Source organism: Phenylobacterium sp. (assembly GCF_046290725.1).
Taxonomy (GTDB): Bacteria; Pseudomonadota; Alphaproteobacteria; order Caulobacterales; family Caulobacteraceae; genus Phenylobacterium.
The window spans coordinates 2079029-2102016 of record NZ_JBKBUH010000001.1; the positions used below are offsets into that span (position 1 = coordinate 2079029).

At 70.7% G+C, this 22988-nt stretch carries 26 protein-coding genes and 1 tRNA gene; 11 read left to right on the plus strand and 16 right to left on the minus strand.

Going from position 1 to position 22988, the window contains the following annotated elements; all coding sequences use genetic code 11:
* Window positions 1-7: 7 nt before the first annotated feature.
* From ACK41C_RS10805 to ACK41C_RS10815, 3 genes are all read right to left on the minus strand, one after another.
* Window positions 8-1039, minus strand: a complete 1032-nt coding sequence (locus ACK41C_RS10805) for a Gfo/Idh/MocA family protein (RefSeq protein ID WP_409653665.1) — start codon at window positions 1037-1039, stop codon at window positions 8-10.
* Window positions 1036-2013: an MDR/zinc-dependent alcohol dehydrogenase-like family protein gene (locus ACK41C_RS10810; protein ID WP_409653668.1), complete on the minus strand. Its 978-nt coding sequence runs from the start codon at window positions 2011-2013 to the stop codon at window positions 1036-1038. Before ACK41C_RS10810 ends, ACK41C_RS10805 begins: the two co-directional genes overlap by 4 nt.
* Before the next feature lie 111 nt (window positions 2014-2124).
* Window positions 2125-3939, minus strand: coding sequence for an aminopeptidase P family protein (locus ACK41C_RS10815; protein ID WP_409653671.1), 1815 nt, complete (start codon window positions 3937-3939; stop codon window positions 2125-2127).
* Window positions 3940-4116: 177 nt separating this feature from the next.
* Between ACK41C_RS10815 and ACK41C_RS10820 the strand changes: the two genes are divergently transcribed.
* Window positions 4117-4866, plus strand: a complete 750-nt coding sequence (locus tag ACK41C_RS10820) for a sulfotransferase family protein (RefSeq protein ID WP_409653674.1) — start codon at window positions 4117-4119, stop codon at window positions 4864-4866.
* Window positions 4867-4883: 17 nt separating this feature from the next.
* On the opposite strand, the gene ACK41C_RS10825 is transcribed toward ACK41C_RS10820, so the two are convergent.
* On the minus strand, window positions 4884-6041 hold the full coding sequence (locus ACK41C_RS10825) for an MFS transporter (RefSeq protein ID WP_409653676.1): 1158 nt from the start codon (window positions 6039-6041) through the stop codon (window positions 4884-4886).
* Between the two features lie 229 nt (window positions 6042-6270).
* Here ACK41C_RS10825 and ACK41C_RS10830 point away from each other — a divergent pair, with 229 nt between their 5' ends.
* On the plus strand, window positions 6271-6861 hold the full coding sequence (locus tag ACK41C_RS10830) for a GNAT family N-acetyltransferase (protein WP_409653678.1): 591 nt from the start codon (window positions 6271-6273) through the stop codon (window positions 6859-6861).
* Here the strand turns inward: ACK41C_RS10830 and ACK41C_RS10835 are convergent.
* Together ACK41C_RS10835 and ACK41C_RS10840 are read right to left on the minus strand one after the other, a co-directional pair.
* Window positions 6848-7288 (minus strand): hypothetical protein, encoded by a 441-nt coding sequence (locus ACK41C_RS10835; RefSeq protein WP_409653681.1) that lies wholly within the window; start codon window positions 7286-7288, stop codon window positions 6848-6850. The genes ACK41C_RS10830 and ACK41C_RS10835 overlap by 14 nt on opposite strands.
* Window positions 7289-7375: 87 nt before the next feature.
* Window positions 7376-8242 carry a 50S ribosomal protein L11 methyltransferase gene (locus ACK41C_RS10840; RefSeq protein WP_409653684.1) on the minus strand — a complete coding sequence of 289 codons (867 nt, stop codon included), beginning with the start codon at window positions 8240-8242 and terminating at the stop codon, window positions 7376-7378.
* Window positions 8243-8351: 109 nt separating this feature from the next.
* On the opposite strand from ACK41C_RS10840, the gene ACK41C_RS10845 reads away from it, so the two are divergent.
* The gene (locus ACK41C_RS10845) at window positions 8352-8786 is read left to right on the plus strand and encodes a hypothetical protein (RefSeq protein ID WP_409653685.1); all 435 of its coding nucleotides are present in this window, start codon (window positions 8352-8354) and stop codon (window positions 8784-8786) included.
* On the opposite strand, the gene ACK41C_RS10850 is transcribed toward ACK41C_RS10845, so the two are convergent.
* The 6 genes from ACK41C_RS10850 to greA form a co-directional block, all read right to left on the minus strand.
* Window positions 8783-9466: a WbqC family protein gene (locus ACK41C_RS10850; RefSeq protein ID WP_409653687.1), complete on the minus strand. Its 684-nt coding sequence runs from the start codon at window positions 9464-9466 to the stop codon at window positions 8783-8785. The genes ACK41C_RS10845 and ACK41C_RS10850 overlap by 4 nt on opposite strands.
* Before the next feature lie 32 nt (window positions 9467-9498).
* Window positions 9499-10758 carry an NAD(P)-binding protein gene (locus ACK41C_RS10855; RefSeq protein WP_409653689.1) on the minus strand — a complete coding sequence of 420 codons (1260 nt, stop codon included), beginning with the start codon at window positions 10756-10758 and terminating at the stop codon, window positions 9499-9501.
* On the minus strand, window positions 10755-11399 hold the full coding sequence (locus ACK41C_RS10860) for a class I SAM-dependent methyltransferase (protein ID WP_409653692.1): 645 nt from the start codon (window positions 11397-11399) through the stop codon (window positions 10755-10757). Before ACK41C_RS10860 ends, ACK41C_RS10855 begins: the two co-directional genes overlap by 4 nt.
* 78 nt (window positions 11400-11477) lie before the next feature.
* The gene (gene pseG / locus ACK41C_RS10865) at window positions 11478-12536 is read right to left on the minus strand and encodes a UDP-2,4-diacetamido-2,4,6-trideoxy-beta-L-altropyranose hydrolase (protein WP_409653695.1); all 1059 of its coding nucleotides are present in this window, start codon (window positions 12534-12536) and stop codon (window positions 11478-11480) included.
* 44 nt (window positions 12537-12580) lie between these two features.
* Window positions 12581-13594, minus strand: coding sequence for a mitochondrial fission ELM1 family protein (locus tag ACK41C_RS10870; RefSeq protein ID WP_409653697.1), 1014 nt, complete (start codon window positions 13592-13594; stop codon window positions 12581-12583).
* The gene (gene greA / locus ACK41C_RS10875; RefSeq protein ID WP_409653700.1) at window positions 13585-14058 is read right to left on the minus strand and encodes a transcription elongation factor GreA; all 474 of its coding nucleotides are present in this window, start codon (window positions 14056-14058) and stop codon (window positions 13585-13587) included. Before greA ends, ACK41C_RS10870 begins: the two co-directional genes overlap by 10 nt.
* Before the next feature lie 283 nt (window positions 14059-14341).
* On the opposite strand from greA, the gene ACK41C_RS10880 reads away from it, so the two are divergent.
* The gene (locus ACK41C_RS10880) at window positions 14342-14521 is read left to right on the plus strand and encodes a hypothetical protein (RefSeq protein WP_409653702.1); all 180 of its coding nucleotides are present in this window, start codon (window positions 14342-14344) and stop codon (window positions 14519-14521) included.
* 7 nt (window positions 14522-14528) lie between these two features.
* Here ACK41C_RS10880 and ACK41C_RS10885 read toward each other — a convergent pair whose 3' ends face one another.
* Entirely contained in the window at window positions 14529-16034 is a 1506-nt protein-coding gene (locus ACK41C_RS10885) for a spinster family MFS transporter (RefSeq protein WP_409653705.1), read from the minus strand.
* Window positions 16035-16381: 347 nt separating this feature from the next.
* Here ACK41C_RS10885 and ACK41C_RS10890 point away from each other — a divergent pair, with 347 nt between their 5' ends.
* Complete coding sequence (locus tag ACK41C_RS10890; RefSeq protein WP_409653707.1) at window positions 16382-16798, plus strand: hypothetical protein; 417 nt, start codon at window positions 16382-16384, stop codon at window positions 16796-16798.
* Window positions 16799-16838: 40 nt separating this feature from the next.
* Here ACK41C_RS10890 and ACK41C_RS10895 read toward each other — a convergent pair.
* Window positions 16839-16914 (minus strand) — tRNA-Lys (locus tag ACK41C_RS10895).
* A 93-nt stretch (window positions 16915-17007) separates the two neighbouring features.
* Between ACK41C_RS10895 and ACK41C_RS10900 the strand changes: the two genes are divergently transcribed.
* Entirely contained in the window at window positions 17008-17358 is a 351-nt protein-coding gene (locus ACK41C_RS10900) for an Hpt domain-containing protein (protein WP_409653710.1), read from the plus strand.
* Here ACK41C_RS10900 and ACK41C_RS10905 read toward each other — a convergent pair.
* Window positions 17331-17663, minus strand: a complete 333-nt coding sequence (locus ACK41C_RS10905) for a chorismate mutase (protein ID WP_409653712.1) — start codon at window positions 17661-17663, stop codon at window positions 17331-17333. The genes ACK41C_RS10900 and ACK41C_RS10905 overlap by 28 nt on opposite strands.
* Window positions 17664-17675: 12 nt before the next feature.
* Window positions 17676-18632, minus strand: a complete 957-nt coding sequence (gene gcvA / locus ACK41C_RS10910; RefSeq protein ID WP_409653715.1) for a transcriptional regulator GcvA — start codon at window positions 18630-18632, stop codon at window positions 17676-17678.
* A gap of 177 nt (window positions 18633-18809) precedes the next feature.
* On the opposite strand from gcvA, the gene cobA reads away from it, so the two are divergent.
* Genes cobA through ACK41C_RS10935 form a run of 5 tightly spaced genes read left to right on the plus strand, consistent with a single transcriptional unit; the run spans window position 18810 to window position 22915 of the window.
* Window positions 18810-19667 (plus strand): uroporphyrinogen-III C-methyltransferase, encoded by an 858-nt coding sequence (gene cobA, locus ACK41C_RS10915; protein ID WP_409653717.1) that lies wholly within the window; start codon window positions 18810-18812, stop codon window positions 19665-19667.
* Entirely contained in the window at window positions 19664-20023 is a 360-nt protein-coding gene (locus tag ACK41C_RS10920; RefSeq protein ID WP_409653720.1) for a DUF2849 domain-containing protein, read from the plus strand. The genes cobA and ACK41C_RS10920 overlap by 4 nt, the downstream gene beginning before the upstream one ends.
* Before the next feature lie 12 nt (window positions 20024-20035).
* Window positions 20036-21691, plus strand: coding sequence for a nitrite/sulfite reductase (locus tag ACK41C_RS10925; protein ID WP_409653723.1), 1656 nt, complete (start codon window positions 20036-20038; stop codon window positions 21689-21691).
* A complete protein-coding gene (locus ACK41C_RS10930) occupies window positions 21675-22172 on the plus strand; it encodes a DUF934 domain-containing protein (RefSeq protein WP_409653725.1) in 498 nt (165 codons plus the stop codon). Before ACK41C_RS10925 ends, ACK41C_RS10930 begins: the two co-directional genes overlap by 17 nt.
* 5 nt (window positions 22173-22177) lie before the next feature.
* Window positions 22178-22915 carry a phosphoadenylyl-sulfate reductase gene (locus tag ACK41C_RS10935; RefSeq protein WP_409653728.1) on the plus strand — a complete coding sequence of 246 codons (738 nt, stop codon included), beginning with the start codon at window positions 22178-22180 and terminating at the stop codon, window positions 22913-22915.
* Window positions 22916-22988 lie beyond the last annotated feature (73 nt).

Genomic DNA, 22988 nt, shown 5'->3' on the forward strand with positions numbered 1-22988 from the left:
GGAGCCGTCAAGCCCGCCCGGCCGTCGCGTAGATCCTGTCGAGCACCTGCGAGACTGCTACGAAGCGTTCGGCTTCGGGATCGAACCGGGCGCCCCTGGCCAGGCGCTGCGCCCAGTCGGCGGCGGCGCGGCCGCCCCAGGCGTCGGGCGGCGAGGTCAGGACCTGCGTCTCGCAGCCGCGATAGAGTTCGGCCGTGAAGTCGTAGAAGGAGCCGCCCACGTTGCGCATGGCGGCGCCGCCGCGTTCCCCGTAGAAGGCCGCCGAGATGACCGCCTCGCAGCCCGCCGGCAGCCGCCAGGAGCAGGCGATCCGCACCACCGCCCCGCTCGAGAGGCGCAAGGTGGCCGCCGCATAGTCCTCCACCGCGCCGGCGGTAAGCGGCCGTCCGCCGGCGAAGAGGTCAGCGTCGATCCTTTCCACCTCCGGGAAACCCAGGGTCCAGAGCGCCAGGTCCACCAGGTGGACGCCCAGATCCATCAGGCAGCCGCCGCCGGACAGCCCCGGATCGTAGAACCACGGCTTGTCCGGCCCGTAGGCGTTGTGGAAGACGAGATCGACGGCATGCACCCGTCCGAGCTCGCCGTCCCCGATCCGCCCGCGCACCGCCCGCATCGCTTCGGTGAAGCGGTAGGAGAAATCGACGCACAGCAGCCGGTCGGTGGTCCGCGCAGCCGCCACGGCGGCGCCGGCCTCGGCGGCGTCGCGGCCGAGCGGCTTCTGGCAGAACACCGCCGCGCCGCGGCGAAGCGCCTGGATAGCCTGATCGGCGTGCAAGGCGCTTGGGGTGGCGATGACCACCCCGTCCAGATCCATCGCCAGCAGGCCCTCGAAGTCGTCAGCCCGCGCTGCCCCAGGCGCAAGCTTGAGCGCCTCGGCGGCCATGTCCGGCGAGGGGTCCAGCACGGCGGCCGCTTCGACCAGCCCGGTCTCCAGCATGGCCTGCATTCGGTGGCGGCCGATCCAGCCGACGCCGGCGAAACCCAGGCGCGGCGGGCGGGTGAGCGCGCGCGGAGCCGGGGCGGTGTCTTCGGCGATCATGGGACGACGATGGCTTTCAGGAAGCCGTCGGGGCGGTCCCGAGTGGCGTTCAGCGCCTCGTCCAGCCGCTCCAGCGGATAGGTGTGGGTGTAGAGCGGCGAGGGGTCGAACTTCCCCCGGGCGATCATCTCGGCGGCCTCGGCGATGCCATCCACATAGGCCTGCGGGTCCCGCTCGTGGGCGTTGATCACGTCGATGCCGCGCCAGTTCCAGAGCCAGAGGTTCACCTGCCGCGGGCCGTCCTGGTGATAGCCGGCGATGATCAGGCGGCCGCGCTCTCCGGTCAGTTCGCCAGCCAGGTCCAGCGGCCCCTGCGCGCCGACGGCCTCGATGACCCGCTCGCAGAAGGCGCCGCCGGTCAGGGCCTTGACCTGCTCGATCACCGCCCCGTGGTCCTCCAGCGGAAGGGTTTCGGCAGCCCCCATCTGGCGGGCGAGGTCGAGGGAATAGGCGCGGCGCGAGATGGCGATCACCCGCGCCCCGGCGTCGGTCGCCAGGCGGGTCAGGATCGCGCCGAGGAACCCGATGCCGATGATCGCCACGTTCTGGCCGGCCTCGACGCCGCTGCGGCGGAAGATGTTCATGGCGCAGCCCAGCGGCTCGCCCGGGAAGGGCGCCTTAGCCAGCGCCGGCGGCAGCCGGATCACCGCATCGGCGGCCGCCAGGTCGTATTCGGCATAGGCGTGGTAGGAGACGGCCGCCACTCGCTCGCCCTCCAGAAGCCCCGTCACGCCAGGACCCAGGGCGTCGATCACGCCCCAGCCTTCATGGCCCAGCCCGCCCGGCTCGGTGGGAAAGTTCATCCAGGGCGGACCCGCCCACGGCGTGAGGTTGGAGGCGCAGACCCCGCAACCCTCCAGCCGCACCCGCACCTGGCCGGGCCCAGGCTCGGGCAAGGGAACTTCGTCGATCCGGATCTGGCCGGGCCCTGTGACCACGGCCGCGCGCATCCGCGGCCCGACGCCTTCGGCCATGAAATCCCCTCCTGTCCGGCGAAGTCTCCGGCGCCTTAAGGCCCGGCTTGCGGGAGGCTCAACGCCGAGGCGCAGGAGGGGTTCCTGTTGAAGGGCGAGGGTGCGCGATGCTCAAAGCGGCGCGCAGGCCGCCGTCAGCCAGGCCCGGACCTCGCCGTCGACCTTCGGCCCGATCTCGGCCAGCACACGGGCGTGATAGGCGTCGAGTTGGGCGCGTTCGGCCGGCGTCAGCATCTCCGCCACGATCAGCCGCCGGTCGATGGGGGCGAGCGTCAGGGTCTCGAAGCCGTGCATCGGCCGCTCGCCGCCGGGGACCTCGGCGGCCTCGGTCACGTACTGCAGGTTCTCGATCCGGATCCCGTAGGCGCCTTCCTTGTAGTAGCCGGGCTCGTTGGAGACGATCATGCCCGGCCGCAGGGCGACGGTGTTCGGGACCTTGGAGATCCGTTGCGGGCCTTCGTGGACGCCGAGATAGGACCCCACGCCGTGCCCGGTTCCGTGGTCGTAGTCGAGGCCCGCCGCCCACAGAGGAACCCGGGCCAGGGCGTCCAGCGCCGAGCCGGTGGTTCCGGCGGGGAAGCGCACGGCGGCCAGCGCCAGATTCCCCTTCAGCACCAGTGTGAACCGCTCGCGCATCTCCTGGCTCGGCTCGCCGATGGCCACGGTGCGGGTGATGTCGGTGGTGCCGTCGAGGTACTGGGCGCCGGAGTCCACCAGCAGCAGCGAGCCGCGCTCGGTCTGCTTGTTGAGCCTCACGGTCGGCCGGTAATGGACGATGGCGCCGTTGGAGGCGGCGCCTGCGATGGTGTCGAAGGACAGGTCCTTCAGCGCCCCGGTCTCCTGGCGGAAGCCCTCAAGGCGCGTCACCACCTCGATCTCGTCGACCGTACGGTCCTGGGCTTCGGTGGCCAGCCAGTGCAGGAAGCGGGCGACCGCGGCGCCGTCGCGGATGTGGGCCGCCTGGGCGCCGGCGATCTCGACGGGGTTCTTGCAGGCGCGCGGCAGGGCGCAGGGATCCTCGCCGCGCACCACCTCGGCGCCGGCCGCGGCCAGGGTGTCGAAGTACCAGGCCGAGGACTGGCCGGGATCGACCAGCACGCGCTTGCCCTTCAGCTCGGCCAGGGCGGCGGGCAGGTCGTCCGGCGTCTCCAGCCGCACCTCGTTGCCGAGCCAGGCGCGCAGTTCGGGCGAGACCTTCACAGGATCGAGGAACAGGCGGGCCGTCCCGTCGCGGTTCAGGATCGATTGGCCGAGCGGCAGGGGCGAGCGGATCACGTCCCCCCCGCGGACATTGAACAGCCAGGCGATGGAGGCCGGCGCGGTCAGCACGGTCGCCTCGGCGTTCTTCTCCGCCAGAACCTTGGCGATGCGGGCGCGCTTGGAGCCGGAATCCTCGCCGGCGTATTCGAGCGGATGGGGCACGACGGGCGCCGTCGGCTGCGGCGGGCGTTCGCCGCTCCAGGCCAGGTCCAGAGGGTTCTGCGCCACCGGCTTCAGCGCCGCCCCGGCCTTGGCGGCCGCGGCCTTCAGGCGCTCCAGCGCGTCGGGGGCGTGCAGGCGCGGGTCGTAGCCGATGGTCTGGCCAGCGGCGACGGCGCTCTCCAGGTAGGCCGGAACGCCGCCCTCCACGAGGTCGCGGATCTCGAACAGGCCCTGGTCCACCTGATCGCGGACCTGCAGGGTGTAGCGGCCGTCGACGAAGATGGCGGCCTTGTCCTTCAGGATCACGGCGGCCCCGGCCGAGCCGGTGAAGCCGGTGGCCCAGCCCAGCCGGTCGTTGGCCTGGGGCAGGTACTCGTTCTGGTGCTCGTCCTCGTGCGGCACGAGGAAGCCGTCGAGGCCTTGGGCCTCCATGGCCTTGCGGATCAGGGGCACATGCTTGGGCCCGAAGGAGGGATCGGTGCTTTCGTCGAAGGTCTGGCGCATGGCTGGAACTTAGAGAGCCGCGCGCGGCGGCGCCACTGGTCTTGAAACGGGCGAGACGGCGGAATGGCGCCCGCGAGGCGCCTTCCGACATTTTCCCGACATTGGTGCGATGTTAGCGTCGCATTTGCGTCGCGGCTCGCGGCGCCCGCCCCCTGTACAAGCCCAGAGGCCGCGCCGATGCATCTGCCTGCGATCTTCCCCTATCCCTTGCGCCGGGCCAGGCGGGCGCTGCGAAGGCTGGGGGTGGCCGGAGGCGAACGGCGCAACTGGGATTCGGTCCAGCAGTTCGTCTTCATCGTCACCTATGGCCGCTCGGGCTCGACCCTGGTGCAGAAGCTGATCGGCGGGCTGCCTGGCTATCACATCCGCGGCGAGAACAGCGACGCCCTGCGGGGCCTGGTCCGCAGCTACCAGGCCGCGCTCAAGGCCAAGGAGGAGTTCGGCAAGCAGCCGACTCCGCCCGATACGCCCTGGTACGGCGCCTACGACATCGATCCCAGGAGCTATGGCGAGACCCTGGCCGACCAGTTCGTGCGCCAGATCCTGATGCCGCCGCCCGACGCCCGCGCCGTCGGCTTCAAGGAGATCCGCTACTTCCACGAACCTGAGGAACTGGAGACCTATATCGCCTTCATCCGCCAGTTCTTCGCCCCGGCGCGGTTCGTGTTCAACACCCGCAATCCCGAGGCGGTGGCCGGCTCCTCCTGGTGGAAGGAGAAGCCGCGCGAGGAGGTGGTGGCCCAGATCGCCGACTGGAACCGGACCATCGAGGCCTATGTGGCGCGCCATCCGCAGGATTGCCTGCTCGTCCATTACGACGCCTTCGTCGCCGATCCCGAACGCCTGCGCCCGCTGTTCGAGTTCCTGGGCGAACCTTACGATCCGGACTATGTCGCCCAGACGCTGGAGAAGCGGCTGCAGCACTGAGGGGCAAGCAGGCCCGTTTAGTCCGGCCGCCGCAATAGGACCAGGCAGGCCAGGGCGATGACTCCAAGGGCTCCGAGCCCCGCTGTCGCCCAGGCGGCCGAGCGCTCCATGACCATGGCGAAGGCCAGCGGCGCCAGCGCGCCGGCCACGCGTCCGGGGGCCATCAGGGCGCCGAGGCGGGCGCCGTAGCCCTCCGGCCCGAAGAGGGCGAGCGGCAAGGTCCCCCGCACGATGGTGAAGAGGCCGTTGCCCGCCCCGTACAGGATCGCGAAGGCCGCGCCCGCCGACGGCCCCAGCGCCAGCAGCAGGGCCGCGCCCAGGGGAAACAGCGCCACCGACAGCCGGCCGGAGTCCAGGGGATGTATCCGCCGGACCAGTACGAACTCCAGCACCCGGGCGGCGACCTGGGCCGGCCCCACCAGCATTCCGGCCGCCACAGCCGCCGCGGTTGTTGCGCCCACCGCGACCAGCAGGGCGGGCAGGTGGGCGCCCATGGTCGAGCCGATCAGCGACATGACCGCGAAGGCCGCCGCCATCAGCACCACCTCGCGGGAAAGGGCGGCGCGGCCCTTCGGCGGGGCGGGCGCGGCGGCGGCCTGGCCCCTGCGCGGCAGGCTGAGGTGCAGCGGCAGCCCGATCAGCAGGTTGGCCCCGGCCCAGGCCAGGCAGGCCCCGCGCCAGCCGACCTCCGCTTCTAGCCAGGCGCTCAGCGGCCAGGCCACGGTGCTGGCGAAGCCGGCGATCAGGGTGACGCCGGTGATCGACTTGCGCGCGTCCGTCCCGAACCAGCCCACCAGGCCCGCGAAGGCGATGTCGTAGAGCCCGATCGCCATGGCCAGCCCCATGACCGCCCAGGCCAGGATCAGGTGCAGCGGCGTCTGCGCCAGGGCGAGCCCTGCAAGGCCCCCGGCGAACAGCAGATTGGAGGCTACGAGCAATCCGCGCGCGCCGCGCCGGTCGGCGATCCGTCCGGCGGCCGGCCCGATGAAGGCGTGCAGCAGGAGGGCGCCGGAAAAGGCTAAGAAGACGAAGGTGGTGGGCGCACCCACGTCGCGCGCCATGGGATCGGCCAGGATGGCGGGCAGGTAGAAGCTGCAGCCGTAGCCCAGCGTCTGGCTGACGCCGAGGGTCAGAACCGCCCGCCGCGCCCCGATGCCTGCCGATGTTCCGTCCATCGCCGTCCCCGACTCGCCCACGCCAAGCTGGACCTTCCCGGCCGCCGGCGCCATAAGCCCCGCATGGCTATCGCCCGCACCCCGTCGAATTCCTGCGGTCCCTTCGGGGCCGTGCGTCTTCGCGTGGGCTGACGCCTGCACCGAAAGATCCACGACCCCGCCGAACGGCCAGGGGTCGAGGAGACGAGAACGAGCCCTGCCGACGGCCTCAAACCTTCGGAGAGCTCACATGACCGACCTGCCGGCAAGACCCTGGTTCCCCGTCCGCACCGAGCGCCTGCTGCTGCGCGAACTGCGGGAGGCGGATTTCGACGACGTCCACGCCTACGCCATCGACCCCGAGGTGGTGCGCTACATGGACTGGGGCCCGAACACCCTGGAGGTGACGCGCGAGGTGCTGGACCGATGGCTGAAGGAGCAGCAGACCTGGCCGCGAGGCCATGTGAACCTCGCCGTCGAGCTGGTGGAGGAGGCGCGGGTGATCGGTTCGATCCGCCTGAGCCTGCAGGAGCGGGGGAACGCCGACTTCGGCTACAGCTACCACAGCGCCTACTGGCGCAAGGGCTATGGCTACGAAGCCGCGGAAGCGATCGTCAGGGTGGCGTTCGAAGAACTCGGCCTGCACCGGGTCTGGGCGACCTGCGACGTGCGCAACGCCGGCTCCTACGCAATCATGGAAAAGCTCGGCATGCGCCGGGAGGGAACCTTGCGGCGGAACCAGCAGGTCCGCGACGGCTGGCGGGACACCCATCTCTACGCGATCCTCGCGTCGGAATGGGCGGCCCGCCAGGCTAATTCAGGCGCGGTTAGCGCGGATTGACCTCGCTGGCCGCGTCCTGGGTGGCGTCGGTGGCCGAGGCCGTGGCGTCGCGGGCGGCTTCGGCCGAGCGTTCGGCCGCGGTCGAGGCGCTGTCGGCGGCCGAACGGGCCGCGTCCGAAACGCTGGCGGCGGCGTCGGACGAGGCGCGCGTAGCGTCGGCGGCGGCCTGCTGGGCCTGGGCCGTGGCGCTGTCGATCACGCCTTCGGCCCGACCGGCTTCTCTGGCGGCCTGCAGGTCTGTGTCGCGCGTGCCGTTCGCGCCGAACGCGAAGAACAGGCCGACGAGCGCCACGACGGCGACCAGGGCGGCGATCCACCAGCCGGCGTTGGACCCACCGCTGCGGCCGCCCCCGGCCCGCACTTCCTCGCGGCGGACGGTACCGGGCGTCTCGGTGGTCCGTTCGACATAAGGGTCTTGATTGGACATCGGTTTCTCCTTCGGGGCGGCCCTCTCCCGTGGCCGCCGGGACCGAAGGTGAACGTGACGTTGCGGCGCCGGTTCCGCTTGGCCGCCTCAGGCGCGCTGCAACACCAGTGTCGCCCAAGCGTCGCGGTGCAGCCGCCGGCGCAGGCGGAAGCCGCGCGACAGATAGGCCGCGAGCACCCGCCGCTCCTGGGTGCGCAGCAGGCCCGACAGGATCGCGAACCCGCCGGGCCGCAGCGCGCCCTTGATGTCCTGGGCCAGGGCCACCAGCGGCGGGGCCAGGATGTTGGCGAAGACCAGGTCGTAGGGCGCGGCCCGCCGCACCCGCCGGTCGGAAAGGCCCGAGGCGTGGACGAACCGCGCCTTCGCGCGATTGAGGGCGGCGTTCTCCTGGGCGATGCGGACCGAGGGCGCATCGATGTCCGTGCCCAGCGCCACTTCGGAGCCAGTGCGCGCCGCGGCGATGGCCAGCACGCCGGTGCCGGCGCCCACGTCCAGCACCCGCGGGAAGGCGCGGGCCTTGCGCAGCGCGTCGTACGCTAGCAGGCAGCCCACCGTCGTGCCGTGGTGGCCGGTGCCGAACGCCGCCCCCGCCTCGATCCGAAGGTTGACGGTGTTGGGCGGCGCCAGCCCCCTGTCGTGCGCGCCGTAGACGAAGAAACGGCCCGCCCGCACCGGCGGCAGGCCGGAGAGCGCCATGGCCAGCCAGTCGGCGTCGGCCAATTTCTCCACCGTAGTGCGCAGGGCGGGAAACCGGGCCAGGGCGGCGACAAGGCCGTCGGCCTCTTCCTTGGAGGTGGGGAAGGCGTCGATGCGCCAGATGTCACGGTCCTCGTCTTCCTCGAGGATGGAATAGGTGGCTTCTTCCAGCAGGGGATCGGAATCGATGGCCTGGGCTGCGGCTTCGGCCTGCGCGCGGGGCCCGCGGGCGATGATCTGGACGGCGTCGTCGGTCATGGCCCCCCTCTAGATGGCGCAGGCTCGGAATGCGAGGGTCTTGAGCCTTGACGGCCGCGGCTCGAAACGTCAGGCCCGCCCATGCGTTGTGGCCCCGCGGGAGACATCCATGAGCAAGTACCGGCCCCTGTCCGAACGCCTGGCGCAGGAAAGCGCCGACGAATGGCGCCCCAGCTTCGCCGAAATCGAGGAGGTCCTGGGCTTTCCCCTGCCCAAGGCCGCCCAGCAGGGCGCCTGGTGGACCGGCGGCGGCAAGCCGCACCACAAGGCCTGGCTCGACAGCGGCTGGGAGGTCAGCGAATTCGACCGCGCCGGCGGCGCCGTCGCCTTCCGCCGCGCGGCCGGTGGCGCGCCGGTGGGCCTGAGCGCCGGCAGCCTGGAGCCGACGGCGCCTGAGCCGATTGTCGTCGAGCCGGCGCCTTTCGGGCCGCAGGGCGAGGCCAAGCCCCCCCGCAAACTCGGCTTGGCGGCGCTCGTCGGCGGTGCCCTCGCCGCTGCGGCGGGCGTGGCGGTGCTCGCCGCGCGGATGATGCGCCGGCGTTAGGCCTCGGCCTCCGCCATTTCGCCGAGAAGAGCTCGGAGGCCCGCCCAACCGAGGTTCATCAGGGCGTCGACGAAGGCCATGTACGGCGTGAAGGGCTCGCGCCCCTGCGGGTAGGGGATCTGGACGAACCCCTGGAACCGCACGGGAAAGCCGGCGGCGGTGAAGACGCCGTCTTCCACCATGTAGTCCTGCGACCCCATGGGCGAGAGATAGTCGGTGGCGCCCACGGCTCGGCAGATGGCCAGCAGGTGCTCGGAGCGATGGCCGGGGCAGGCGAGGTCCGAGGCGTTGACGAACTCGGCTGCGAGACCAAGTCGGCGCGCCGCGGCCTCCACAATCCCGCGGTTGAGGCCGGCGAGCTCGCCCCGGGTCGCAAGAGCCTCTTCCAGGAAAGTGAACCCCTCGGCGAAGAAGGGTCTCCGGGCGTAGGCGTGGCGGATCGAGGCCAGGTGCTTGTCGCGCCAGGGTTCGGCCTCGGAGATCAGGATCTCGCAGATCGGCGTGTCGCGCTCGTGCTTCTGGACCGGGACGGTCAGCATCACCTCGCCGCCGGCGCCCAGGATGCGGTTGCGCGACTGCCAGGAGCGGCGGGCGAACTGCACGTCGTCGAGGAAGACGAAAACGTCGCTGGCGGCGATCAGGTGGAAATAGCCCAGATAGGGCAGATAGGTGGGCTGCATGATCGCCGCAGTGCGGCGCGCCTCGCCCACCTTCAGGCGGCCGTGGCGGCGGCCGGCGCGCTCTGCAGGGCCGCGGCGAGGCCGGCGTTCACCTCGGCGAACTTCTCGGCCTTGGCGTAGGGCTCCCAGGCGCCGGGCACGAAGGCCGCGCCCATGGACCGCGCCAGAGAGGCGCGCAGGGTCTTGAGGCCGCGCATGGCCTCCACCGACTGGTAGATCCAGCGCGGCGCGAGGTTCTGGCCCACCTGTTCGCCGATGCTGAGGCCGGCGCCGGCGAAGCCGGACATCAGGCGGTGGATTTCCCGGCGCAGCTCGGCGTCGCCGCATTCGGCGACGCACTCGGCCAGCAGAAGGGTCTCGCCCCGGCTCTCGTAGAGATAGACGCGGAAGACCGAGCCGCGGGCGGTGAAGTTCTGGGCGTAGAACGGCAGATGGCCGCCGTAACGCGCCTTGAAGACGTAGGTGGCGAAGCTCTTCTTGACGAGCTTGGGGGCCTCCAGGCCGACGGCCTTGAAGAGCGGCATCGGATTTGCGGCCCAGACCAGGGTCTCCCCCGGCTCCCGCGCCGCCAGCGCCTGGCGCGGCGAGACGAGTGCGGTGTCGAACACCTTGACCCCCAGGCCCTCCAGCTTGCGGCGGCAGCGCTCGAAGAAGGCGGAGAAGCCGTCCTGCGGCAGGCTGGCGGTGAGATTGTTGAGCCGGCCCCAGAGCGCGCGGGGGATGGCGTAGAGCTCGTCGTGCAGCGGGTCGCTGCGCTTGAGGGCGGCGATTTCGGCGGCCGGCGGCCCCAGCGGATAGACGCGGTTGATGGCCATGGGAATCGCGGCGCTCTCGTGCACCTCGTCGAGCCAGGTTCCCAGGTGCCACTGGCAGTAGCGGCGCAGCGGCTCGGCGATCTCTTTCGGATAGGCGCGCAGGCGGTCGGTCAGGGTCTCGCCGATCCCCTCGCCCAGGGCGAGCGTGCGGGTGGGCAGGGCCGGCCCGCCGAAGTCGCGCACGAAGGTCAGGTCGTCGCCGGGGGCGGGGCTGACCGAGCCGAAGCGGTTCTCGAAGTCCTCGAAGGCCAGGCCGTGGCCTTCGAACAGCACCCGCATGGGATCCCCGGGCGGGCCGAAATAGATGCAGCCTTCGCGCAGCTCCAGCCCGTGGGCGGCGCGCGGCAGGGCCACGCCGCCCAGCCGGTCGAAGCGCTCATGAAGCTCGATGTCGCGGCAGCCCAGGCGGTGGGCTTCGAAGGCCGCCAGCACGCCGGTCAGCCCGCCGCCGACGATCCTCACCTTGCCGGCGCTCATGGCGTCGTCCCCCAGACCACGAGATCGGAATTGCCGGGCACGCGGACGCCCGACTGCAGATTGTCGAACCGCACGGCGAGCTCGCAGCGGTCGGAAAGCGCCAGGGTCCCGGAGAGCAGCTCGACGAGGCCGGCCTGGGTGTAGAAGCGGTTGAAGAGCCCGGCCTCGCCGGTCTCGGGCGTGGCGAGGCGGAAGCCGTCGGGCTCGATCGGCTGGCCGCGGCCGTAGCGGTAGTCGTCCACCAGCCGGGTTCGCACGAAGACCTCGCAGCCGGGCGCCAGGTGCGCGCGCAAGGCGGTCAGGCAGGCGGTCGCCTGGTCGCGGGTCAGGTAGCAGAGCAGGTTCGGGACGATCAGCGCCTGAAAGGGGCCTGTGAGCGGCGGCAGGCCCTGGGACAGGTCGGCCTGGATCAGCTCGGCCGCCTCGCCAAGATTCCAGCGGGCGTTGGAGAGCGCGCCGGCGTCGTAGTCCACGCCGGTGAGCGACCAGCCGTAGGCGGCGTAGAGCGCCAGGTTGTTGCCGGTCCCGCAACCGAGCTCCAGCACCCGGCCCGCCCGATCCTGAAGCCCGCGCTTGAAGAAGTGCCGCACGACGAATTCGTCGGGGAACTTCAGACCGCGAATCTCGCGCAGCTCTCGCATCACGCCCAATCGGGAGCGTGGAATCGCCGCTCCCCCCAATCCGAAGAATGAAGTTCGGCCAAGGGTGCGAACAGTCCGTTAAGGTTGAGGGGCGGGGCGTGCGCCAGCCTGTCGCAGGGCGAGCGTCTCCAGCAGCGCCTCGGCGGCGCGGCCAGCGCCCTGGCCGTCACAGACCTCGGCGCAGGCGGCCGAAAGGCGGGCGCGGCAGGCGGCGTCGGAGAGCAGGCGCACGGCCGCCCGGTCGAAGGCGGCGGCGAAGTCGTCGGCCTGGGCGTCCACCACCAGAGCCGCCTCACGGGCGGCGAGCGCAAGGGCGGCGGGACGCTGGTTCTCCGCCAGGACCAGGACCAGGGACGGCAGGGCCAGGGTGCAGCGCTCCCAGGTGGTCGAGCCGGCCGCGCCCACGCCGGCGTCGGCCTGGAGGGTGAGGCGCGCCATCTCCTGGGTGTCGACGTGGAGGACGAGGCGAGGGTCGTGGGCGGCGATGCGGCGCAGCGCGGGCAGGCTGGGCGCGGCCGATCCCAGCACCACGTCCAGCACCAGATGGCCGTCGCGGCGGCGCAGCCGTTCCACCACCCTGGCGGTGATCCCGCCCACATCTGTGAGGCCAAGCGCCACCAGCACCCGATTGACCGAGCCGCCGCGGCGGGCCAGCGCCTCCTCCCGCAGGTCGGCGAACTCCGGCCGGACGGGGGCGTAGGCCGGCCCCAGCAGCAGGCGCGCGTCCTGCGCGAACATCGCGTAGTCGGCCTCCGATCGGGCGGGGCCGGCGTCGAGCACCAGGTCGGCGGCCAGCGGCCGATCGGCCAGGTCGTCGATCACCAATGTGGGGCGGCCGTGGGCGATCTCCTCGTGGTCGGGGCGCGAAAGTCCGTAGTGGTCGAAGACCACCGCGTCGAAATCCACGCCAGTGGCGGCGTCGGCGATGTGGTCGGGATCGAGCGCCGTGGCCGGCTCGCGCGGCATGTCGGGCCCGAAGACGTCGAGCACCGCGGCCACCGCGGGGCTCGCCAGGAACACGCAGTCGGCGCCGCGCGCCACCAGCGCCCGGGCCAGCGTCAGGGACCGCATCACGTGCCCCCCGCCCACCTCCGGGCCGGCGTCTGCGACGAACAGAATCCGCGGTCGGAGAATCATTTGACCTATGGGACGCCGAAAGCGCGGCTTTTGGAACCGCGGCGCTAGCGCGCAGGCGCCCCGCCGTAGACCTCATCGTAGCGGCGCAGGATCTCCTCCGCGGCGCGGTCGGTCTCGGCCAGGGGTTCGTAGGCCCAGCTGTGGAAGGCGCCGCCGAACGGGCGGGCCGCGCCCAGGCTTTCCAGATCCTCGTGGAAGCGGCGCAGCTTCATGGACTCGCCGTCCATCTTCATGACGAAGACCGGCTTGCCGGTAGAGGCTGCGTCAGTGGCGAGGTTGGTGGAGTCCTCGGTCACCAGGATGTAGTCGGCGGCCGCCAGGAAGGCGAAATAGGGGTTCTCGCCCTCACCATCCCAGATCAGGCCCGGCAGGTGGCGCAGACGCGCGGTCATCAGCGCCCGGGCGGGTTCGGGCGTGCGGCGGGTGAAGGAGACGAGGATCGAGCCGCCTTCCTGCACCACGGGAACCTCGATCTCGCGGGCCATGGCCGCGGCGCGCTCGGAGGAGAGGTCGTGAGCCTTGGACTTGCCGCCGATCACCACCGCAACCCGCGGGCGGGGCAGGGGGTCGATGGCCGCTCGGAAGCGGGCGAAGTCCTGCTCGAGCCGCTCGCGCGTCACGCGGCCAGGCGAGCCGACGATGGGAAAGACGTTGTCGCCGGCCAGGCGGTCGTGCTTGGGCGGCACGACCAGGTCGTAGAAGCCCACGGGCGTGCGCGGATCCTGGGCCTGGACCACGAAGGTCTGGCCCTTCGACCAGCGGCGCATGCGCATGGAAAGCGGCAGGGTGGCGCGGCCGGCGGCGATCCACAGATCGGGCCAGGGCGGTTCGATCCCGCTCTCGGGGGCCAGGCTGCGGCGAGGCGCGAGGTTCAGCCACCAGGGCAGGCGACCGGTGCGGCCCTTCCAGGCGACGCGCTTGACCACGACCTCGGCCGGGCGCCGGCGGGCGACCGCCTCGGCCAGGCCCAGCGCCTGGGCCTCGATGCCGGCGCGGCCGTCCGACACCGCCCAGACGACGAGCGGTCGGCCGCGTGGCTTCAGGGTCCTCAGACCCACTCGACCTTGAGGATTTCGTAGGCCTTGCCGCCGCCGGGGGTATTCACCTCCACGACGTCGCCGATCTCCTTGCCGATCATGGCGCGGGCCAGGGGCGACTGGATGGAGATCTTGCCCGACTTCACGTCGGCCTCGTGCTCGCCGACGATCTGGTAGCGGGCCTCCTCCTCGGTGTCCTCGTCGACCACGGAGACGGTGGCGCCGAACTTCACCTGCGAGCCCGAAAGCTTGGATACGTCGATCACCTGGGCGCGGGCCATTTTGTCTTCGATGTCGGCGATCTGGCCTTCGATCCAGCCCTGGCGTTCCTTGGCCGCGTGGTACTCGGCGTTTTCGGAGAGGTCGCCGTGCGAACGCGCCTCCGCGATAGCGGCGATCACGGCGGGCCGCTCCACGGTCTTCAAACGCTTCAGTTCTTCGTCGAGGGCTTGATAGCCCTCGGCGGTCATCGGGACTTTTTCCATAGCAGGTGAGGACTCGTGGCGCCCTTGAGGAGTTCTTTACCGGCCGCGGGCGCAGGCGTCCGGGGGCGTAGAGGATAGAAGCGAGCCGGCCGGAACTCAAGGGGCGCCGGCCGAAGCCCTCCAAGCGAACCAATTCGCGCCGTCAGTGTTCCACGCCCAAGAGCACGATGCGGTCAGACGGAACCGTCTGACCGCATCGTGCTCTCAATTCAAAAACTTTGAGCGCGTTCTGATCGCAAAACCGGATTCCACTTTTGCGGAACGCGCTCTGGGAGGAGCCGCAATGGACCTGGAGGAACAAGTCCGCGAAGCGATCCTGGCGGAGCTTCGCCGGCAGTCGGAACTCGGCGAACGGGCCCTGAGCTTCGAGCCCGACGACGAGGACGGCGTCACCATCCAGGGTCGGGTGGACCTGGACGAGCTGACCATGGCCGTGGTCGGCGCCGTGGCTGGCGGGCCGTAAAGGAGCTTTAGGCGCCCGCAGCCGCCTCCGCCTGGGTCTGGGCGATGGCGTCGGCCATGTCCTTGGGCAGGGTGATGGCGGCCAGCAGGTAGTGCAGGCCGGCCCAGGCGTAGATCAGGAGGTTCAGCACGATGCCTTCGCGGGTGCCCGCGGCCATGGCCGCCTTGCAGGCCGCGTCCACTGCGGCGCCGGCGCCTTCCAAGCCGATGCCGCCAGGGCAGAGCTCGAAGAAGTTCCCCAGGCCCGTCGCGGCGAACTTCGCCTGGCTCAGCATGTCGATGCACCAGCCGCAGAAGGGCGGGCCGAAGCCCAGCGCGATCAGGTTGAGTACGAAGAACAGGAGCGCCGTGGCCGTGGCCCGCATGCGCAGGGAGACCGCGTTCTGGATCACCCCGAAGGTCGGGCCGAGATAGGTGTAGTGGAAGATGCCGGGCAGCAGCAGCAGGCCCGCGGCCAGCTGCCAGTTCTCGCGCGTATAGACGAGGATGTAGAGCGGGGCGGCCACCAGGAGGCCGATCGCCGGCACCAGCGCGTACCAGCGGCCCGAGCGCTTGGCCGCGAAGTCGGTGAGGAAGCCGCCCAGCAGGGTGCCGGCGCCCGCCGCAATGCCGCCCACCACGCCGAAGATCAGGCCGACCGTCGCCAGGTCCAGCCCGAACATGCGGATGAAGTAGGGCGCCTGGTACTGGCCCGTGCCATAGGCGGCGAAGGAGGCCAGCGTGATGCCCGCCACCATGTGGAAGAAGCCCCAGCGCCCGAAGATCCGCTTGGCCACCGCGGCGATGGAGGGCGGCTTGCCCGCCAGGGGATCGTGCACGGCCGGCGCGGTCTCGTCGCCCTCCAGCACCGCGGCGTCGGCCAGGCCCCCGGTCTCGGCCGCCAGCCGGTCGGAATAGCCGCGCGGCGGCTCCTTGACGAATATCTTCAGCAGGATGGCGACGATGATGCCCGGCAGGCCGACCAGCACGAAGGCCGCCCGCCAGTCGATGTTCTGGGCGATCCAGCCGCCGGCCACGGCGCCGAACATGGTGCCGAGCGGGATGCCGAAGGAATAGATGGAGAGCGCGCTGGCCCGCCTCTTGGGCTCGTAATAGTCGCTGATCAGGCTGTGGGCCGGCGGCGACAGCCCCGCCTCGCCCACGCCCACGCCCACCCGGAACAGCAGCAGCTGCAGGAAGTTCTGCGCCAGGCCGCAGAGCGCGGTGAAGCCCGACCAGACCACGATGGCGATGGAGATGATGTTGACCCGGTTCTTCCGCTCCGCCAGCCGGGCGATGGGAATGCCGAGCGTGGTGTAGAGCAGGGCGAAGGCCAGGCCGCCCAGCAGGCCCAGCTCCGTATCGGTCAGCTTCAGGTCGACTTTGATCGCCTGGCCGATAGTGGAGATGATCGTGCGGTCGATGAAGTTGAAGGTGTAGGCCAGCACCAGCAGCCACAGCACCGTCTGCTTGTAGCTCTCCGAATAGAGGGGCGTGCGAGCCCCCGGCGCAGCGGCGCCGTCTGTCGCGGCCATGACGGTGGGTTCCTCCCCCTGGAGCGGCGGTCTTGTCGTTGTTGCGGCGAGGTTAGGGGCCGGCGGGGCGGAGGGGAAGGGGTTAGTCGTCCTTGAATTTCTTGGGGCGCCAAGGTCTGAAACCGGCTTGCTGCAACTCTACGTCCTGCAACCGGGGCGGAGTCGCAAGATGATGATTGTTCCCGTTATGTTCCAGCCACATGGTCCAGCGTCCTGCTCCTGCCGCCTTGCCCCCTGGATGGCGGCTCATGCACGGCCTCGTCGAACCCGACTCCAGTGTCGCTGGCTACTTCGCGCGTCAGCAGGGCGTTCGTGGTCTATGCCATACGCGAGAGTGCCGGCGGCGCATGAGCCTGGATCTTGAGGGCTTGGTGAAGAACGGATTGGGTGGGGTGCCCATGACGGCTATCAAGAGGATGATGGCCTGCCACCACCCGCGAGCCTGCTCCATGGTGTTCACCGACGAGCGGGAGGCTTCCGGAATTCCCCTGAGGAGCATCCTGTGGGCTGACAGTGTGGCGTTCAGGTTTCGCTGCACCGGTTGCCGCAGGACGACGCAAGCGCCGGTTCAGGCGGTGCTTGCCAAATTGCGCAGCGCCGGAACAGGAGATGGCGACACCCTCCACACCGAGATCGCCGGCAAGCTGACCAAGCCATGCAGGGGCTGCGGCAAGAAGGCCTGGGTCTGCGAACTTGTGTGGGCGGCAGTCGCTGCGCCCCGGGCGAGCCCAAAGCGGTTGAACTCGGACGGCGTCGTGCGTTAGCCGCGCCCGCTCCGCCTACTGATCATCTTTTCGGAAAGCGTGGTGGGTGTACAAGGATTCGAACCTTGGACCCGCTGATTAAGAGTCAGCTGCTCTACCAACTGAGCTATACACCCGTCCCGGCTCCGGGCGCTTGCGCGTCTGGCGGCGAGGGCGCGGAACATACTCAAAGCGGCGTCGAAGGCAATAGGCGAGGGGGCGATATTTTCGTGGCGAGGCGGGATCTGACGGGGGCGGTCGACTTTGCCTATCTGGAGCGCTTCGCCGCCGGCGACGCCCAGGTGATCGACGAGGTGCTGGGCCTGTTCCGCGAACAGGCGGTGCTGTGGTCGGGCCTGCTGGACCCGGGGCGCGACGGCTGGCGCGATGCGGCCCACACCATCAAGGGCGCGGCCCGCGGCATCGGGGCCTTTTCGCTGGGCGAGGCCTGCGAGCGGGCCGAGGGCGGCGGCGACCCCACCCTCGACGGCGTGCGCGATGCGCTGGACGCGGCGCTGTCGGACATCGCCGCCTATGTGCACGAGCGGGCGCTTCAGTCGCTGCGCACGCCGCGCAGCTGATCCCAGACGCCGAACTCATAGGCGATGCAGCGGTCGATCAGGGTGCGCCAGACCGGCTCGGCTATGGCTTCGGAGAGGCCGGCCTGGACGGCCGAAGCCTTCACCTTGGCTACCACGTCCTCGATGCGGGCGCGGTCGAGCACGGTGGCGCGGTCCTGCTTGATGCGGGCGGCGGCGTCCATATAGCGCTGGCGTTCGGCCAGCAGCTGGACCAGGGCGCGGTCCAGGGCGTCCACGCCCTTGCGGACGTCGGCCATGGTCTCGCAGTCGGCGGGGAGGGGCCGATCGTCGACGATGAGGTTCATGCGCCTCTAGGACTAAATCCCGGCGCCGTTGTCCAGGGCCAGCAGCGCCGCTTCGTGCGCCTCCGCCTCGGCGGCGATCCAGTTGATGAAGGCCTTGACCTGCGGCAGGCGGCCCTTGGCCTTGGGGTGGACCACGTAATAGGCGAAGTCGACGGCGGTCGCGATCTGCAGGGGCGCGATCAGCCGGCCGGCCTCCAGGTCGGCCTGGGCCAGGGTGCGCTTGGCCAGCGCCACGCCGCGCCCGTTGACGGCGGCCTCGATCACCAGGCTCGACTGGTTGAACCGCGGGCCGCGCGCCCCGTCGATGTTGCGCAGGCCGCGGGCGGCCAGCCACATGGTCCAGTCGGGGCATGAATCGTCCGGCTCCGGCGAGCCGTCGTGCAGCAGGATGTGGTTGGCGAGGTCCGCCGGGTCGTCGAGCGGGGTGGTCGCGTGGAGCTCAGGGCTCAGCACCGGGATCACCGTCTCGCCGATCAGGCGCCGGACCTCCAGACCCGGATAGCGCCCGGCGCCGTAGCGGATGGCCACGTCCACCTCGCCGGCGGTCAGGTCCACCAGCTCCAGGCCGGCGGAGAGCCAGACGTCCACCTGCGGATGGGCCTGCTCGAACCGCCCCAGGCGGGGCACCAGCCACTTGGCGGCGAAGGAGGGGGCGGCGGTCAGCGTCAGGCGCCGGCCGTCCACGGCGGCCGTCAGCATGGAGGCGGCCTCGGCCAGGCGGTCGAAGGCCTCGCGCAGGGCCGGCAGCGCCGTCTGGGCCGCGTCGGTCAGCAACAGGCCCTTGGGCGTGCGCTTGAAGAGGGCCGCGCCGACATAGTCCTCCAGGTTCTGGATCTGCTGGCTGACCGCGCCCGGCGTCACCGACAGCTCGTCGGCCGCGCGGGAGAAGTTCAGGTGCCGCGCGGCGGCCTCGAAGGCGCGCAGGGCGTTCAGCGGCGGCAGCCTGCGGCGCTCGGCGGTTCGCTCCATGCTAGTTTTCCTGACACCCCCGGCAGAAGTCCTTGGGTTGCGAATTGGGGCCCGGCCGACCAATTTGCAAGCGTCCGCAGATGTATCGGCCCTTTTCGTCGGCGGATGAACCGCGGGGCGGGCGAAAGCCCGTCCCGCTCCGATTTTGAAGTTTAGCGTTTAGAGAACCTAAAGCCCATGCCCCATCGTCCCGGAAAACCGAAGGACCATCTGGTGGCGCTGGGCGGCCGGCCGGCGCGGACGCCGGGCAAGGTCTGGCTGGTGGGCGCGGGCCCCGGCGACCCCGACCTCCTGACGCTCAAGGCTCTGAAGGCCCTGCAAGGCGCCGAGGTGGTGGTGCACGACGGCCTGGTGTCCGAGGAGATCCTGGCCCTGGCGCCCGCCGGCGCGCGGCGGATCTCCGTGGCCAAGCGCAAGTCGCGCCATTCCTACGCGCAGGGCGAGATCGACCGGATGCTGGTCGCTTTCGCGCGCGAAGGCCTGAACGTGGTGCGTCTGAAGGGCGGCGACCCCTTCGTCTTCGGCCGCGGCGGCGAGGAGCTGGAAGCCTGCCGTGAGGCCGGCGTCGAATGCATCGTGGTCCCGGGCGTCACGGCGGCGCTGGCGGCCGGCGCCAATGCGGGCGCGCCGTTGACGCACCGTGGCGCAGCCCAGGCGGTCACCTTCGTCACCGGCCACGCGGCCGCCGGCGCCGAGCCGGGCCTGGACTGGGCGAGCCTGGCCAGGCCCAACCAGACGGTCGTCATCTATATGGGCCTCTCCACCGCGGCGGGGATCGCCGCGCGGCTGATGGAGGCCGGCCGCGCCGCCGCGACGCCGGCCCTGATCGTGGAGAACGCCAGCCGCGCCGACGAGCGCCGGATCCTCACGACCCTTTCCGGCCTTGCCGAGGCCGCCGCGGCGCTCAAGGGTCCGGCCCTGCTGATGGTGGGCGAAGCGATGGCGCTGGCCGTGCCGACCGGCCAGGGCGTGAGCGCCGAAATCGGATCAACCTCCAGCAAGGAACCCGGCTTGCGCCGGGGCGAGCGGCGATGAAAGCTCTGACGGCGAACCGATTGGCGGACGGCGAGGCCGTCTTCTGGAAGCAGGGCGCCTGGGTCGAACGCTTCGCCGAGGCCGAGTTCTTCGTCGATCAAGCGACCGGCGAGGCCGCCGAGGCCCACGCCAAGAGCCAGCAGACGGTGGTGGTCGACCCCTATCTGATCGACCTGGCCGAAAGCGACGGTCTCTGGGCGCCGGTCAGCTATCGCGAGCGGCTGCGGGCGCTGGGGCCGACCAACCACCTGCACCACGGCAAGCAGGCCGCCGGCGGCGCCGACATCGAGGCGCTGCAGCACGCCTCCGGCGCGGCGCGCTCCAGCGGCCGCGTCAATCTGATCAAGCGCAAGTAAGGGAAGAGGGCGATGTACAGGTACGACACCCTCGACAAGGCGTTTCTCGCCGACCGTTCGGCCGAGTTCCGCGAACAGGTGACCCGGCGCCTGGCCGGCGAGATCACCGAGGACCAGTTCAAGCCGCTGCGGCTGATGAACGGGCTTTATCTGCAGCTGCACGCCTACATGCTGCGGATCGCCATTCCCTACGGCTCGCTCGACTCGCGCCAGATGCGCAAGCTGGCGGAGATCGGCCGCAAGTACGACAAGGGCTACGGCCACTTCACCACGCGCACCAACCTACAGTTCCACTGGATCAAGCTGGCCGACGCGCCGGCGATCCTGGACGAGCTGGCCAGCGTGGACATGCACGCCATCCAGACCAGCGGGAACTGCATCCGCAACACCACGGCCGATCCCTACGCCGGCGCGACCGCCGAGGAGGTGGACGATCCGCGGGTGTGGTCCGAGGCGATCCGCCAGTGGTCCAGCCTGCACCCGGAATTCTCGTTCCTGCCGCGCAAGTTCAAGATCGCCATCACCGCCTCGGCCAAGGACCGGACGGCCGCCAAGGTGCACGACATCGGCCTGATGATGCGCCGCGCCCGCGACGGGCAGCTGGGCTTCGAGGTGATCGTCGGCGGCGGCCTTGGCCGGACGCCCTATGTGGGCCCGACCATCCGCGAGTTCCTGCCGGCCAACCGGCTGTTCTCGTACCTGGAGGCGATCCTGCGGGTCTATAACCGCCACGGCCGGCGGGACAACAAGTTCAAGGCGCGGATCAAGATCCTGGTGGCCGCGCTCGGCGCCGAGGAGTTCGCCCGCCAGGTCGAGGCTGAGTGGGAGAAGATCGGGACCGCGGCCGACGTGCCCGACACCGAGATCGCCCGCATCCGCGGCGCCTTCGCGCCCAAGGCCTTCGACACCCTGGTCAACCGCTCGGAGATCTTCGAGGAGGCCAAGGCCGCCGATCCGGCCTTCGCCCGCTGGGCGCGCAACAATCTGCGCGAGCACAAGCGCGCCGGCTATTCGATCGTCGAGATCTCCCTGAAGGCCATCGGCGAGACCCCGGGCGACGCCACCTCCGAGCAGATGGAGGCGGTGGCCGACCTTGCCGAGCGCTACGGCCAGGACGACATCCGCGTCACCCACGAACAGAACCTCGTCCTGCCGCACGTGAAGCTGGACGACCTGCCGGCGGTCTATGCCGGGCTGAAGGCGGCAGGGCTGGCGACCCCGAACGTCAACCTGATCTCAGACATCATCGCCTGCCCCGGTCTGGACTACTGCGCGCTCGCCAACGCCCGGGCGATCCCCATCGCCCAGGACATCGCCCGCAAGTTCGAGGACCAGGACCGCGCCGAGGAGATCGGCGAGCTGAAGATCAAGATCTCCGGCTGCATCAACGCCTGCGGCCATCACCACGTCGGCCACATCGGCATCCTGGGCGTCGATAAGAAGGGCGAGGAGTTCTACCAGCTCACCCTGGGCGGCTCCGGCGCGGAGGATGCGGCGGTGGGTTCGATCCTCGGCCCCGCCCTGCCGGCCAACCGCGTGGCCGGCGCCATCGACACCCTGGTGGACGTCTATCTGCGGGAACGCCAGGGCGGGGAGCGCTTCCTCGACACCTTCCGCCGCACCGGCGCCGCTCCGTTCAAGGAGGCCGTCTATGCCGACGCGCATTAAGCTCTCCGAAGGCCGGTTCGTCCTGGCCGAGGATCCGTTCACCCACGTCGGCGACGACGAGGACCTGGTGCGCGGCGACCTGATCATCTCGCTCAACCGCTTCCAGACCGACGGCGAGCGCCTGCTCTCCGAGGGGCGTTCGGTCGGGGTGCGGTTGGAGCCGGACGAGGAGGTCGAGGCGCTGGCCTACGACCTGCCGCGCCTCTCCGTGGTGGCCGTCGCCTTCCCGAAGTTCAGCGACGGCCGCGGCTACACCGCCGCGCGCCTGCTGCGCGAACGCTATGGGTTCAAGGGCGAGATCCGCGCCGTGGGCGACGTGCTGCGGATGCAGGCGCCCTTCATGGTCCGGGTCGGCTTCGACGCCTTCGAGCCCGCCGACGGGTCGACGCCGGAGCAGTGGGCCGCCGCCGCCGGCCGTCACCGCCATGTCTACCAGCGCGCCGCCGATGCGCGCCGGCCGGCCTTCGAGGAACGGGAGTAAGCGCCATGGCCTTCGACCAGATCGAACGCCCCTCGCTCGCCGCACGCCTGGACGCCGAGCTCCGCCACGCCCATCCGCGCACGGTCCTGGAATGCGCCGTCGAGGCTTTCGGCGACAAGCTCGCCCTCGTTTCCTCGTTCGGCGCGGAGTCGGCGGTGCTTCTGCACCTGGCCGCCCAGATCAAGCCGGACATCCCGGTGCTGTTCCTCGACACCGGCATGCTGTTTGGCCAGACCCTCGACTACCGGAAGAACCTGGCGGCGCAGCTCGGCCTGACCGACGTCCGCGACCTTCGGCCGGCCTATAACGACCTGGCGGTGGCCGATCCCCAGGCCAAGCTCTGGCAGACCGACACCGACGCCTGCTGCCACGTGCGCAAGGTGCTGCCGCTGGATCGCGCCCTTTCCGAGTTCGACGCCTGGATCACCGGCCGCAAGCGCTTCCATGGCGGCGACCGGCTGAGCCTGCCGGTGGTGGAGCACGCCGAACGCCATGTGAAGTTCAATCCGATGGCCAACTGGGGCAAGGCCGACCTCGACGCCTACATGGCCGAGCACGACCTGCCGGCCCATCCGCTGGTGGCCCAGGGCTTTCCGTCCATCGGCTGCTGGCCCTGCACGAAGCCGGTGGAGGAAGGCGAGGACGTTCGCGCCGGCCGCTGGGCGGGCCAGGACAAGACCGAGTGCGGCATCCATGTCGCCCGCGCCCCCGGCGCCGTCCCCAGCGTCGGCGGGGATATTTGACATTCGACAGGGAAACGAACCGCTGCTGCGCCATACGGAATGACGCGGCGACACCGGACGCCCATATCAGCTA